Source organism: Pectobacterium colocasium (genome assembly GCF_020181655.1).
In the GTDB taxonomy this organism is placed as follows: domain Bacteria; phylum Pseudomonadota; class Gammaproteobacteria; order Enterobacterales; family Enterobacteriaceae; genus Pectobacterium; species Pectobacterium colocasium.
Genome location: NZ_CP084032.1, coordinates 1,965,299 through 1,978,307, shown reverse-complemented (window position 1 = coordinate 1,978,307; position 13,009 = coordinate 1,965,299). Strand labels below are relative to the sequence as shown.

11 protein-coding genes and 2 pseudogenes are annotated in these 13,009 nt (G+C 49.2%); 5 read left to right on the top strand and 8 right to left on the bottom strand.

All coding sequences use genetic code 11. The annotated features are described in order from the left end of the window. Positions 1-100: 100 nt before the first annotated feature. Positions 101-616: an outer membrane protein OmpX gene (gene ompX, locus LCF41_RS08970; RefSeq protein WP_205554660.1), complete on the bottom strand. Its 516-nt coding sequence runs from the start codon at positions 614-616 to the stop codon at positions 101-103. Positions 617-992: 376 nt separating this feature from the next. On the opposite strand from ompX, the gene rhtA reads away from it, so the two are divergent. Beyond that, entirely contained in the window at positions 993-1,880 is an 888-nt protein-coding gene (gene rhtA / locus LCF41_RS08965) for a threonine/homoserine exporter RhtA (RefSeq protein ID WP_225087751.1), read from the top strand. Here the strand turns inward: rhtA and LCF41_RS08960 are convergent. After that, positions 1,868-2,419, bottom strand: coding sequence for a P-loop NTPase family protein (locus LCF41_RS08960; RefSeq protein ID WP_225087749.1), 552 nt, complete (start codon positions 2,417-2,419; stop codon positions 1,868-1,870). The genes rhtA and LCF41_RS08960 overlap by 13 nt on opposite strands. A 346-nt stretch (positions 2,420-2,765) precedes the next feature. Here LCF41_RS08960 and dps point away from each other — a divergent pair, with 346 nt between their 5' ends. The 4 genes from dps (at position 2,766) to glnQ (ending at position 5,834) form a co-directional block, all read left to right on the top strand. Further along, entirely contained in the window at positions 2,766-3,269 is a 504-nt protein-coding gene (gene dps, locus LCF41_RS08955) for a DNA starvation/stationary phase protection protein Dps (protein ID WP_015839848.1), read from the top strand. 413 nt (positions 3,270-3,682) lie between these two features. Next, entirely contained in the window at positions 3,683-4,429 is a 747-nt protein-coding gene (glnH, locus tag LCF41_RS08950; protein WP_010294862.1) for a glutamine ABC transporter substrate-binding protein GlnH, read from the top strand. Positions 4,430-4,455: 26 nt separating this feature from the next. Beyond that, the gene (gene glnP, locus LCF41_RS08945) at positions 4,456-5,115 is read left to right on the top strand and encodes a glutamine ABC transporter permease GlnP (protein ID WP_015839847.1); all 660 of its coding nucleotides are present in this window, start codon (positions 4,456-4,458) and stop codon (positions 5,113-5,115) included. Beyond that, positions 5,112-5,834: a glutamine ABC transporter ATP-binding protein GlnQ gene (gene glnQ, locus LCF41_RS08940; RefSeq protein ID WP_039351001.1), complete on the top strand. Its 723-nt coding sequence runs from the start codon at positions 5,112-5,114 to the stop codon at positions 5,832-5,834. Before glnP ends, glnQ begins: the two co-directional genes overlap by 4 nt. Before the next feature lie 29 nt (positions 5,835-5,863). Here the strand turns inward: glnQ and LCF41_RS08935 are convergent, their stop codons facing one another. The 6 genes and pseudogenes from LCF41_RS08935 to LCF41_RS08910 all read right to left on the bottom strand — a co-directional run bounded on the left by LCF41_RS08935 (position 5,864) and on the right by LCF41_RS08910 (position 13,009). Next, positions 5,864-7,186, bottom strand: a complete 1,323-nt coding sequence (locus LCF41_RS08935) for an IS4 family transposase (protein ID WP_225087748.1) — start codon at positions 7,184-7,186, stop codon at positions 5,864-5,866. 122 nt (positions 7,187-7,308) lie between these two features. Next, a complete protein-coding gene (locus LCF41_RS08930; protein ID WP_225087747.1) occupies positions 7,309-9,177 on the bottom strand; it encodes a M3 family metallopeptidase in 1,869 nt (622 codons plus the stop codon). 85 nt (positions 9,178-9,262) lie between these two features. Then, complete coding sequence (gene ybiB, locus LCF41_RS08925; protein WP_180741340.1) at positions 9,263-10,231, bottom strand: DNA-binding protein YbiB; 969 nt, start codon at positions 10,229-10,231, stop codon at positions 9,263-9,265. Positions 10,232-10,340: 109 nt separating this feature from the next. Next, positions 10,341-10,615, bottom strand: a pseudogene (locus tag LCF41_RS08920) (helix-turn-helix domain-containing protein); the annotation flags it as partial. 27 nt (positions 10,616-10,642) lie between these two features. Next, positions 10,643-10,864: pseudogene (locus LCF41_RS08915) on the bottom strand (transposase); the annotation flags it as partial. 258 nt (positions 10,865-11,122) lie between these two features. Then, positions 11,123-13,009 carry a phage tail fiber protein gene (locus tag LCF41_RS08910; RefSeq protein ID WP_225087746.1) on the bottom strand — a complete coding sequence of 629 codons (1,887 nt, stop codon included), beginning with the start codon at positions 13,007-13,009 and terminating at the stop codon, positions 11,123-11,125.

The window sequence follows — 13,009 nt, the reverse complement described above, 5'->3', positions numbered from 1 at the left end:
GGAAGAAGCTCCCCATAAAAAAATCCGCCCTGAAAAGAGCGGATTCTTCCGACACATCTAACAACCAACGCTGAGGGTAAATAACCCCTACAGGGTTAGATTAGAAGCGGTAACCTACGCCAACAGCCCAGGCACCAACGTCAACACTGCGGATACGGCTTTGTTCGTAACCGACATCCAGAGCAACGTCCTGAATTGGGTTGAACTGAACACCAGCACCGTAGGTGAAGCCGTAATCGTCGTTGCTAGCATTATCCTGACCATTGGTATTGTTGCTTGTAACTTTACCATGGCTGAAACCAACAACACCGTACAGGCTTGCCCAGTCATTCAGACGGTAAGCAGGACCAGCAGTAAAGCCCATGTATTGGCCTTTGTTGTAGAAACCGTCATCGCTACCATTTTTTTCCAGGTAGGTGAAAGAGCTAATAACGCCCAGTGGGTTATTATCTTGCTCATAACGATATTTCAGGTTAAAGCCTTTAACTTTATTTTGTACGCCCTGAGCATCACCTTGAGCATAACCAGCAGTTACAGTGCTTTGACCAGCAAATGCAGAACCTGCGCCAACGGCTAATACACAAGCCAGAGCGGAAAGACACGCGATTTTTTTCATATTTACAGCCTCAAATTCATTTTATGAAAGACTAACTAACGCTGTAAATATAACAAAGAAGTTCGAGGCTTGCCGCCCTATAAATATTTATCAATTAGCCTTTAGATGTAACAAATATTGTCATAATCAAGCTATAGCACTAATTATATTAGCTTTTTTATTGTGACAATTAGATTAAAAATAAATTCACCGTAAGGCCAAAAAACAGATAATTCCTAATTTACCGCTCAGTTTGTATGCTAACTGAGTTGAGCAAAAATAAATCAATTAAATAATGCGTAAATAAAGGTCAATAAAAGTCAATTCATACCAGACAAATTGTTTACAATTGGATATAATAGCAACGGAATGTTATACCTGTTTTAAGGCCAAAAGCATGACCTTATTTTCCCACCGCTCATCAACATTTGTACCCGTATTCCTCATCATTATCTCAATGCTTTCTATCCAAAGCGGTGCGGCTCTGGCCAAGAGTCTGTTTCCACTCATTGGCGCAACGGGCGTAACCGCGTTACGCCTGGGAATAGGTACGATCATTCTGTGTATCATCTTCAAGCCGTGGCGGATGCGCTTTAGCAGTAACCGCCTGCCACTGCTGGTTTATGGCATCACACTGGGCGGGATGAACTTCCTTTTCTATCTCTCATTGCAGACGGTGCCACTCGGCATTGCTGTCGCACTGGAGTTCACCGGCCCGCTTGCCGTTGCCATGTTGGCCTCGCGCAGACCAATTGATTTTTTATGGGTTTTTCTGGCCGTTGCTGGCCTGTGGTTCTTACTACCGCTGGGCCACAATATCGGCAATGTTGACTTGACAGGTGCCGCTTACGCCGTGGGTGCAGGTGCTTGCTGGGCGTTCTATATTCTGTTTGGGCAAAAGGCGGGAGCAAATCATGGGCCGGGAACCGTCGCTATCGGATCCTGCGTTGCCGCGCTGATTTTCTGCCCTATCGGTGCGTATTACGCGGAGAGCACGCTATTTTCGTTGTCAATACTCCCGCTCGGTATTGCCGTCGCGATTCTGTCCACCGCGCTCCCCTATTCTCTGGAAATGGTGGCATTGACTCGCCTGCCAGCCAGAACATTCAGCACCTTGATGAGCATGGAACCCGCGATTGCCGCCCTATCTGGGATCCTCTTCCTCAGTGAGCATCTCTCGTTCATACAGTGGATGGCGCTGATCTTTATTATCATCGCATCAATAGGGGCAACGTTGACAATAAAACCCGCGGGTGCGGCCAAAGTGACGACTCAAACAGAATGAATACGTATTTCTTCGGGAAAATGTTGCAGAAAAGTGTCACATTCCCGAGGAGAACGCAGAGTAATAAAACAAATATGACGATAGCGCGGGTCGGCTAAATCCGCTAAATACCGTTTCCGGTTTTTTGAATAGGTTTTTATTGTCCAGAGGATAATGGAATCCCGGCTAAAGAAACTGCGGAGAAAAGATTCTTTATTTCCCGTACCGCTCCATAGCTCTTCTTTGCGCCATGCTCGAACATAGGCACGCCGTATTGCCTGAAACAGCGTGCGGGTAAAGCAGTAATCGACCCAAATCACAACATCAACATTGCGCCATTTGATCTCACGCGTTCGATTATAGTTACCATCCAGTACCCAGCTTTCAGGCTCCAGCGCCTTTTCAAGCCGTTGAAAAAAATCAGCATCGCCCCGCCCCTGCCAGTCCTTCAGCCAAAACAATGCATCCATTTCAATGTACGGAATAGCCAGTTTTCCAGACAAGCGGCGAGCAAGCATCGATTTGCCACTTCCACTGGTACCAATAATATTTACTCTCATTCTGCACGACTCCCTTTACTCCACATCATATGTTTTAAGGAGAAAACAACGAGGACATTCTATTTCAATCAGGATAGCGGGCGAATAATAACTATTTTCACCTAAGTGACGATGATATTTATCAATATATGAGATGATGTTTCAAGCGTAATTAAAACATTGCACTTACATGCCGGGTTACCGCATTATCGATATCAGATAAATCCTGCCTACAAATACCCCAAACATCGTTATGCTAGAGCTATTCATTTGATAGGCAATTCTTTTCAATATTAATTTTTATCGCTGCTATAATTAATCACATTGAACAGTAAGACTATGAATAATTAAAGAGAGGATAACTATTATGTCTACCGCCAAACTCGTGAAATCAGCACCGTCCGCACTGCTTTATACTCGCAATGATTTGGATGATAGCGTTAAAACCTCGACGATCGCACTGTTAAACCAACTGGTTGTTGATTTCATCGACCTGTCGTTGATTACCAAACAAGCGCACTGGAACATGCGGGGTGCAAATTTTATCGCCGTTCATGAAATGCTGGATGGCTTCCGCACCTCGATTATTGACCATCAGGACACCATCGCCGAGCGCGTGGTGCAGATAGGCGGTGTGGCGCTGGGTACCGTGCAAATTGTGGGTAAACAAACCTCGCTGAAAAGCTATCCAACCAACATCCATAGCGTTCAGGATCACCTGAAAGCCCTGGCGGAACGTTATGCGATTGTCGCCAATAATGTACGCAAAGCAATTGGCAAAACGGAAGATGAGGCCTCTGCGGATATCCTGACCGCTGCATCGCGCGATCTGGATCAATTCCTGTGGTTCATCGAATCAAACATTGAATAATCGGCGTTATCATCTGACGAACGCTTTAAAGGCTGCTTAGGCAGCCTTTTTACTGCGATTTCCCCCGCTCAAGCCGCCCCCTTTTTGGTACAACCTGCACAAACCACGCATTTTATCCGTTAAGACGCTCAAAAAATTAGCTTTTGCCTGCACTAATTGGACATAACACCAATCAACGGTTGTTTCCCTCGTATAAATCAGTTAATCATAGCAGCGCCTTGCCTGAGCGAATCGGAGGTGAAAATTTCACCGCTGGCAGGGCAATGAATAAAAGCAACAGGTTAAGCACAACGCAGGGTAACTGGCTCAGGCTTCATTTTTGTGCGATGTACTATGCTTAAAATACCTGTAAAACAAAGCTTAAAACGCCTGTAAAACAAAAAGCTCCCACAACTGCTAATAGGAAGGATTTAATGAAATCACTACTTAAGGCCTCTTTGGCTGCACTGACACTGATGATGAGTGTATCTAGCTATGCTGCTGAGAAAGAACTGATTGTCGCCACAGACACCGCTTTCGTCCCTTTTGAGTTCAAACAAGGCGACAAATATGTCGGTTTTGACATCGACCTCTGGGATGCCATCGCTAAACAGCTCAACCTGAAGTACACCCTGAAGCCAATGGACTTCGGCGGCATTATTCCTGCACTGCAAACGCGTAACATCGATCTGGCGTTGGCAGGCATTACCATTACTGAAGAGCGCAAAAAAGCAATCGATTTCTCTGACGGCTACTACAACAGTGGCCTGCTGGTGATGGTCAAAGCAGACAACAACGACATCAAAGGCGAGCAGGATTTAGCGGGTAAAGTGCTGGCGGTGAAAAGCGGCACGGGTTCTGTTGATTACGCGAAAGCCAATATCAAAACCAAAGATCTGCGCCAGTTCCCAAACATCGACAACGCCTATATGGAACTGGGTACCAACCGTGCTGACGCCGTGCTGCACGACACGCCAAATATTCTCTACTTCATCAAAACCGCGGGCAACGGCCAGTTTAAAGCGGTAGGTGATTCCATTAAAGCCCAGCAATACGGCATCGCGTTCCCGAAAGGCAGCAACGAACTGCGTGAAAAAGTGAATGGCGCCCTGAAAACACTGCGTGAAAACGGCACTTATGCTGAGATCTACAAGAAGTGGTTTGGCGTAGAACCTAAGTAATTGCCGATTTAATCTGGAGATATTCCATGCAGTTTGACTGGAGTGCCATTTGGCCTTCTCTGCCCCTCCTGATGGAAGGGGCAAAAATGACGTTGTTGATTTCTGTTCTGGGTCTGCTTGGCGGCCTGGTGATTGGCGTGGTCGCGGGTTTTGCCCGCGCCTACGGCGGCTGGTTTTCCAGCCGTATTTCGCTCGTTTTCATTGAAATTATTCGCGGTACCCCGATTGTTGTGCAGGTGATGTTTATTTACTTCGCCCTGCCGATGATTTTCACGTCCGTGCGGATTGACCCGTTTGCCGCCGCTGTGGTGACCATCATGATTAACTCCGGTGCTTACATCGCGGAAATTACGCGTGGTTCGGTGTTGTCAATTCACAACGGCTTTCGCGAAGCGGGTCTGGCGCTGGGGCTGTCTCGTCGTGCGACGCTACGCCATGTGATTGCTCCGCTTGCTCTGCGCCGCATGCTGCCGCCGCTGGGTAACCAGTGGATTATCAGCATCAAAGATACCTCGCTATTTATTGTTATCGGCGTGGCTGAATTGACACGTTCTGGGCAAGAAATCATCGCGGGTAACTTCCGTGCGCTGGAAATCTGGACTGCGGTTGCCATTATTTACCTGTGCATCACGCTGATCCTCAGCTTTATTCTGCGTCGTCTGGAAAGAAGACTTAAGATTATATGATTGAATTTAAAAACGTATCCAAACACTTTGGCAAGACACAGGTCTTACACAATATCGATCTCACTATCGGCCAGGGTGAAGTGGTGGTCATTATCGGGCCTTCCGGTTCGGGCAAATCTACCCTTCTGCGCTGCATCAATAAGCTGGAAGAAATTACCAGCGGCGAATTGATTGTTGACGGCCTTAAAGTGAACGATCCTCGCGTTGACGAGCGTTTGATCCGTCAGGAAGCCGGGATGGTATTCCAGCAGTTTTATCTGTTCCCGCATCTTACCGCGTTGGAAAACGTCGCATTCGGCCCTATTCGGGTACGCGGCGCGAATAAAGCCGATGCCGAGAAACTGGCGCTGGAATTGCTGGCGAAAGTGGGTCTGTCAGAACGCGCGCATCACTACCCTTCCGAGCTTTCAGGCGGTCAACAGCAGCGTGTCGCCATCGCCCGCGCTTTAGCAGTTAAACCGAAGCTGATGCTGTTTGATGAGCCGACGTCAGCCCTCGACCCGGAACTGCGTCACGAAGTGCTGACCGTCATGAAAGATCTGGCTGAAGAAGGCATGACGATGGTCATCGTCACCCACGAGGTGGGCTTTGCCCATAAAGTGGCTTCACGCCTTATCTTTATTGATAAAGGCCGCATCGCAGAAGATGGCGACCCAGAAACGCTGATTACGAATCCACCCAGCGATCGCCTGCGTGAATTCCTGCAACACGTATCCTGATCAACAAGGGGGCTTTCGCCTAATGCCGGTCACTTAAGGTGACCGGCATTGTTTTTTAACGGATATTTCGCTCGTCTTCCCCTGATTTCTCGGGGGTAACTTCGCTCCCTTCTTAACGGCAATACCAGATAGATTGCCTGCTCATAAAAATGCTTCAGATGTCCTGGTATCGCACCCGGTGATGAACCCGGCAGACCGATAAGTAATCGCCAGATTTCCGTCAGGGCGCCGCTGAAGCTCAACTGATACGGCAGGTAATCTCCTTTCAGCGTAAACGCCATTTTCACCATCTGATAACGCACCAGATTGTACGTCAGCAGCACGCCCCACAACTCCTGCCTCACCATTTCCGGCAGTCTGCTCCGTAAATGCCACCTGTTACCCAGCAAGCCTTGTTTCGCCTCGCGATATCCCAACTCGATTTCCCATCGGTGAGCGTAAAGGGCGTTCACCTCCGCCGCCGGATAACGCATCGGGTCCGTCAGTGACGTCAGCACCTCTCGCGTTTTTCCTTCTATCGTCTTCGTTAACAACCGCGCTGTGATGCTCTCCGGCAGCGTCGCCCATTGTTTACGCGCCTGCGGCGATGTCTTTATCCGTACCAGTCTGTCTTGCCTGCCCAGCTTGCTTATCACTTCGTATTGCGTATTTTTCTTCAACGGCAGCAGCCAGTGCCGATTTTCCCCCGCTGTTCGCCAGTGATGCAGTAAACCGACGGAGTAAAACCCTTTGTCGAACAGGGTAATGCTGTTATCGGGTGTTTTTCCGGTCAGCTCTGCTGCCAGCCGCATCTCGTTGACATCGTAGCGGCCGAACGCACTGGCGGTTATCAGATGACTGCTCAGTTCCATCAGGCAAGCCATTCTCACCTGCGGGTAACCCTTGTCGCCGTGCTGATTGGAGGCCTTGCCGAAGGCCGCCTCATTTTCCGGTGTATCCTGCGTTTGCCAGACCACACCGTCGACGGCAAAGAGGTTAAGCCCATGCCATTGTGGGTGCTGAGCCTGTTCGTTCCAGTGTCGTTGTGTGATATCAAACAGTTCTCTGACAGCAGCCTCACCGAGCGTCTGCCGCCGTTGTATGACTGAACTGGGGGCGATGAACGGGGTGCCGGAGCGATCAGCGATATCCATGAGATTAACGATGTGGGAAAGAGGGCGCTGATTGAATACGGCCATGCCAATAACCAGCCACACCATGGACTCAAGGGAGAGTTTTCGCTTGCGCAGCGTGACGGTATCAGTGAGCGTTAATGCCTGTTCAATCATGCTAACGGGTAGGAGATCAGCCAGAGTGTGAATCTGTTCCGGCGCAGTAAGATTGATAATGCCAAGAGCCTGAGAAAGTTGCATAAAAAAAGGTCCATGAATGTCATGAACCTTTTTTACACCAACGGCTGGATCGTTCAACTAATCCTTAAACGATCGGCATTAGGCTTTCGCCCCCTTTTTCTTACTCGCTATGTTAGCGAACATTATGCCTCTGAACGCGGATACGCTTGCTCAATAAACGCCGCAAAATCCTGACACATCTTCTCATCCCCTTGCGCATTATCCGCCAGCACGCGGCTACCATCGACCACGCGAATACGAGCTGACAGATCGAAATCCGCTGCAGGCTGAGGACGCGCAGCAGCCTGTGCCATCGTGCCCTGCGCCTGTTGCCAGGCTTCATCGACCGTCAGATTGCAGGCCTGCGCCAGATAAGCGGGGTTGAACCCCTCACCAGTCAGACTACGCAGCGTATCATCATGGCTGACGCTATTACCCGGTTTCCAATAGTGCTGTGCCAAATCGGGGCCAATCGCCGGGTTATCCGTCAGATAGCCGTCGCGTTGCAGGAAATAGCTGCGCGTCTGCTCCACCGCCATCAGCGCCAGCAGATAGCCCTGATAAGAGCACGCCGACTCCATAGACAACAAATGGGGGATCGCCAGCGTCGGACGCGGACTACCGCTAATACCCAAAATACGCTGTTCGGTATCGCGTGCCAGTTTTGTCATGGCTTCCGGCGTACGCGCTTCGTCATCCCACGAATAGAGTTGCCACTCGAAATACGGCACCAGCAGGATGTGTCGCTCATTGAAAGCGCGCATCGGCTGCTGTGTACTGATATCCGCGCGGATCAATTCATCAGGAATCGTCTCTCCCTGCGCATTCTTTGCATAGCGTTTTAACCAGTCAGCGTCACCCAGCAGACTGTCACAGAACATGGACTGTGTTTCCGCATACGCCATTGAGGTAGGCGGGAATTCCTGTGAAAAACAGGGCGCATTCTGCCGGATATTGGCGAAATGCGCCGCGTGTCCACCTTCATGAAACAGCGTATTAATGCCGCTGGATCCGCTGCCAATTTGATCCGGCTTTGCCAGGCTGGTGAAATTGATCCGTGCCGGCACCCATTTTCCTTCCTGAACAAACGGCGGTACCGGGCCGTGCATAAAGCCATTCTCGTATTTACCTTTACGCACCAGCAAATCAAGCTGCATTTCTGCACCGTTAAACCCAATGCGCAAACGTTTAAAACTGTTGATCCAACGTTCCAGCGACGCCGAGAAAGGGAAATAGGGATCGAGCTGGCGCGTTACATCACCCGCGCTGGCATAGCGAATATTCCACGGTTGCAGCGCATCGTCGCCCTTTTCGTTCGCCAGATTTTTCAAGCTGCGGGCATTCGCGTCGCGGGTCTGTTCTTCGAAAGGATCGAGGATGGCAAAAAGCTGCTCCGGCGTCATCCGCTCCGTTTTATTAACCTTGTAGTCAAAATAATTCCGGTAGCCCATCTGACGAGCAAAGCGGTTACGTAGTGAAATCAGCTCGGGGAAGCCGTTCTGCAACAGCCACTGCTCCAGATCGCGCAACGCCTGCTGAGAACTCTGACGATAGGCTTCGGTATCATTGGTCGCCTGATTGGTCAGCAACTCCCCGAGCGAAGCGGAAACACGTTCACCCTTCGCATCCAGATGCGTCATTTCATAGGATTTACGCTTGGCGTATAGCGCACTTTCGGCGGCAATGATCTCATCCATCAGCGCCTGAGCCTGTGGATCTTCAATCACATTACAATCGAAAAACCGATACCAACCTTGCAAACCGTGTAACAGCACCTGCTGTTGCTCATTACGCGGACAGTTTTCCAGTGTTGCGATATGGGTTCTCAGTTCAGCCAGACGCTGCGGTTGAGAAATAAAGCGCTTATACGCACTCTCTGCCGCCGAGAAACGCTCGGACACCTCATCGTTGCCCGTTCCCATATACAGTTGCCAAAACAGCTCTTCTTTCGCTTGATGAACCGTAAGATAGTCGCGATTCAAAGCATTAAAATAGTCCGCTACCTGTTGCATGCTATTCCTTCTTTCTTCCAATGACAGCCGTCTGGCTGTGTGAAGTAACGCGATAAACCGTGGTCGAATAATGCGCTCCAACCAATCAGCCAAGACGCTTCTTGATCGTGGCGACCGCCTGTTCCATTGTCGCCGCTTCGCCAGCAGCCACCAGGCAGCACGCCAGTTGCAGACGAATCGCCTGCGGTATGGCAATTTCACCCGTCAGGCACTGCACCGTCCAGCGCGCGGTAGTGACGGCATCCTTTGCAATCGGCAAAGCATTGGGTGCGACGCTGATATCCTGCCGCAGTTGCAACACGTTAGTATGTTGCTGATGAATAAAATGAATCTCCGGGCAGCGCTGCGGGTTGGCATAAACCTCCCCCTCCGTGCCGTGCATCAAAAGCGCACGCCCGTTGATATCGTTAAAAAATGTTCCCACGCGAGAAACATATTCAGGGTGAGAAACGCTGGCGACGCGCAGCGCGTCGCTTTCACCAAACGGCGTCGCCACCTTGGCCAGCGTGTGGCTGCTGTTACGCACGCCCATACGCCAGCGTAACTGTAACTGGCGATCGATGGCAGGGCATAATGTCGAGACAGGGATAAATACTGGACTACCGTTATCAAGCTCCTGTTGAGCCTGTTCAGCGTTCTCTGCAATCGTCACGCCGAGGTTACGCAAAATCTCCGCGCTGGTGACGCGAGTCGGGTCCTCGCTCACGCCATGTACCAATACCGGAAAACCCAGTTTTGCCAGCAGCAGCGCTAACAGAGGGGTCAGGTTCGCCTGCTTGCGCGCTCCATTATAGCTGGGAAGCACGATGGGCATAGGAAAGCCAGCAGGCGGAGTCAGACGCAATACCTGTTCGTTCATCGCCTGATAAAAACCCAACATCTCGGCTTCTGATTCACCTTTGATACGAAACGCAATCAGCAGTCCACCGAGTTCCAGATCTGGCACGTCACCGCGCAGCATCGCGCTATACAGTTCATAAGCCGTGGCCTGATCGACATCACGCGCATGATTCTTCCCGCGCCCCACTTCTTTGATAATTTTGGTGTAATCCATGCTGGCCTCTCATTTTCGGCGACACAGTAAAGAACTTATCAATGAAAATAACATGTTTGGTGGGGTTCTGGTGATTCTGGCGCAAAGGAAATTGCTATTGCGCCGCGTTTTAGCCAACAGCAGGAACGTCGCCCTGACTCCGAGCGGGAAAGTATTTATAGATGGTTTTTTCTGATACACCGACGATATTCGCCACCTGAAGGCGCGTGGCTCCTGTCGCCAACATCGCTTCAGCCTAGAAAAGCACATCTGACGTCATCAACCGCTTCCGTCCACCAATACGTCCCTGCAAACGTGCAGTATCAAGGCCAGTTCTCGCTCCATCTGCACCAGCAAGCTCATTATATGAAAGAAAAAGCGACCTGCGGGCGTCGAAGTATCAATTACGTAATGAGATATACCCAATAAAACTCAAGACGCAGGTTTGAGCACCTGAAAGAGATCGTGAATTCTGGACGTCAGCGCGTCCGCTATTTCTGGCAGCATGGTTGAGAAAAAGTTGAATATGGTATCCCGAAAATCGCGCGTATCTTCAAAATAGCGATTATTCCTTGCATGCTCGTTCATCACTTTCCATAAGCACTCTATCGCATTCAGATTCAGACTGTAAGGCGGTAAATAGTGAAGCCCTATTTATGGAGTATGCCTGCGTTTTTTTGTAGATGAAACTATACCGGACCGGTACAACCACTTATTTATGCCGGGAATACTGAACCGGATAGCCCAGTGCTGTTCGACATAAAACACAATATCACGGGTATAGTTTCATTTTCTGTAGCAGATACCAATATTGTTAGTACTCATGATACAGAGATGGAAACCATTATAACTTACGATATAGAATAAAACTTAAAACTATTTATTTTAATGGTGGCCCATAAGGGCCACCTATTAAAGTGAATTAGCAATTACATGATAATATAAACTTTTCTTATTCCCTCCTCCATTCTCATTAAATCGATCCCAATAAACAGAAAAACCAGATTCAGTTACATTATAAGGTCTTACCGTATAGGCATTTGGACCCGAATATCCGCCGAAGTCATTTGCTAAAATGAAAATCACCCCGTTAGTTTTTACAGGAAAAGAAATGGTTTGATTCGTTCCTGTAATAACATCTACTCTCGCAAAAATTTCTATCACTCGATCTGAGTATTTTCTCCAATAGAATCCTGAACCAGAACCAGTTTCAATGATTTCCCGCAAACCAAGGTTTGCGGGAGTTAAAGTAATATCCGCCGAACCATCAAATACCACACCGTTGATTTTACGCGGTGTGGCTAATTTTGTAGCTGCAACAGCAGTTCCTGCGACAGGTAGCGCTCCAATGTCAGCAGGAGTCGGTTTATTTTTTGAGCTATAAACTCGAGCCCCTTTTTCTGAAAGAATGCCTTCAACCTCAACATTCTGGGACATTTGAACGTCACCTGACTCAAGGTGAATTCGAAATGGTCTCAGGGCATTGTAATTGCCATATGGATCTCCCTTATTTGTTAGCAGGGTATAAAAAGCCGCACCATCATTACGCATATAAACGCCATAATCACCGTAACTGATGCGATAATTATCAGGCTTAGCGGATGTGAGTTCCCCAGTTAATGTACCGCCGGAAAATGGTATCGCCCCCACATCTGCAGCAGTAGGCAAGTTGCGTGTATTATAATCCCGCCGCCAGCTTGGGGAATAATTATCACCATGATTAATATAGGTAAACTGCGCATTGGGTATTGCCCCAGCGGCAGTCACTGTAGAAGGCGTAGTGATACGAATAGTCATCGCCGCTTCTGTTCCAAACACTTCAATAACCGCGCCAGCCAATTGAATATTACCGACGCCCGTATCGGTAATAATTTTATTCCCTGCGTAATACCATCCACCTTTACAAACCCAATAGGGATGGTTGAATGCCTCCTGACTCTTCAACCAAGCAATAAAATCAGAAGTTTTCCACGCACCATTATCACCGCCAATGTTTATCGCTCCGTGAAAAGCACGGGCAGCGCCAATATTTTTAATAAACAGATTCTTATCCGCAATATCCGCACCGTTCTGATCTTTTGCCAGTTTTCCCGCTAATGCATTCAACACCGTCGTTGAGAACTTCGGATCGTTGCCCAATGCATTGGCCAGTTCCTGTAAGGTATCCAATGCTGCTGGGGAACCATTCACCAATGCGGTAACAGCCGCTTTAACAAATGCGGTTGTCGCAACTTGTGTATCATTCGATGTTTGTGCCGCCGTTGGTGCCGTCGGCTTACCCGTCAATACTGGGCTCGCTTTTGGTGCATATTGCGTATGTGGATCAGCCGCTGCATTGTGTGCATTCAGTTTATTCGCAGCCTCGGCTTTTACATCAGCGATAGCATCCAGCACCGTCGCCGAAAAATTTGGATCGTTACCCATCGCTTTCGCTAATTCCTGCAATGTATCCAGTGCCGCTGGCGCACCATTCACCAACGCCGCAGCAACAGATTTCACAAACGCCGTCGTTGCCACTTGCTGACTATTACTATCCGTTGCAGGCGTTGGCGCTTTTGGCGTGCCGGTAAAGGTTGGGTTCTCCTTCGGCGCATATTGCGTATGCGGATCGGCGGCGGCGGCGTGTATCGCCAGATGGCTGCCCGTTTTTTCCTGCTCTTTTTTCAAATAGCGGGTACGACTGGCCAATTCTTTAGCCTGTCGGTTTGAGACGCCGTCCGGTCCACCCACGACCGGATCCGACGTTTCGATTTGGTAAATGCCGTCAACCCATTGCGGGTTCTCTGACAAATTCGCCAT

Bases quoted from the DNA above. Each gene is read 5' to 3' on its own strand.
- glnQ (WP_039351001.1), top strand. From the start codon at position 5,112: ATGATTGAATTTAAAAACGTATCCAAACACTTTGGCAAGACACAGGTC.
- glnP (WP_015839847.1), top strand. From the start codon at position 4,456: ATGCAGTTTGACTGGAGTGCCATTTGGCCTTCTCTGCCCCTCCTGATG.
- ybiB (WP_180741340.1), bottom strand. From the start codon at position 10,231: ATGGATTACACCAAAATTATCAAAGAAGTGGGGCGCGGGAAGAATCAT.
- dps (WP_015839848.1), top strand. From the start codon at position 2,766: ATGTCTACCGCCAAACTCGTGAAATCAGCACCGTCCGCACTGCTTTAT.
- LCF41_RS08910 (WP_225087746.1), bottom strand. From the start codon at position 13,009: ATGGCGAATTTGTCAGAGAACCCGCAATGGGTTGACGGCATTTACCAA.
- glnH (WP_010294862.1), top strand. From the start codon at position 3,683: ATGAAATCACTACTTAAGGCCTCTTTGGCTGCACTGACACTGATGATG.
- ompX (WP_205554660.1), bottom strand. From the start codon at position 616: ATGAAAAAAATCGCGTGTCTTTCCGCTCTGGCTTGTGTATTAGCCGTT.
- LCF41_RS08960 (WP_225087749.1), bottom strand. From the start codon at position 2,419: ATGAGAGTAAATATTATTGGTACCAGTGGAAGTGGCAAATCGATGCTT.
- rhtA (WP_225087751.1), top strand. From the start codon at position 993: ATGACCTTATTTTCCCACCGCTCATCAACATTTGTACCCGTATTCCTC.
- LCF41_RS08935 (WP_225087748.1), bottom strand. From the start codon at position 7,186: ATGCAACTTTCTCAGGCTCTTGGCATTATCAATCTTACTGCGCCGGAA.
- LCF41_RS08930 (WP_225087747.1), bottom strand. From the start codon at position 9,177: ATGCAACAGGTAGCGGACTATTTTAATGCTTTGAATCGCGACTATCTT.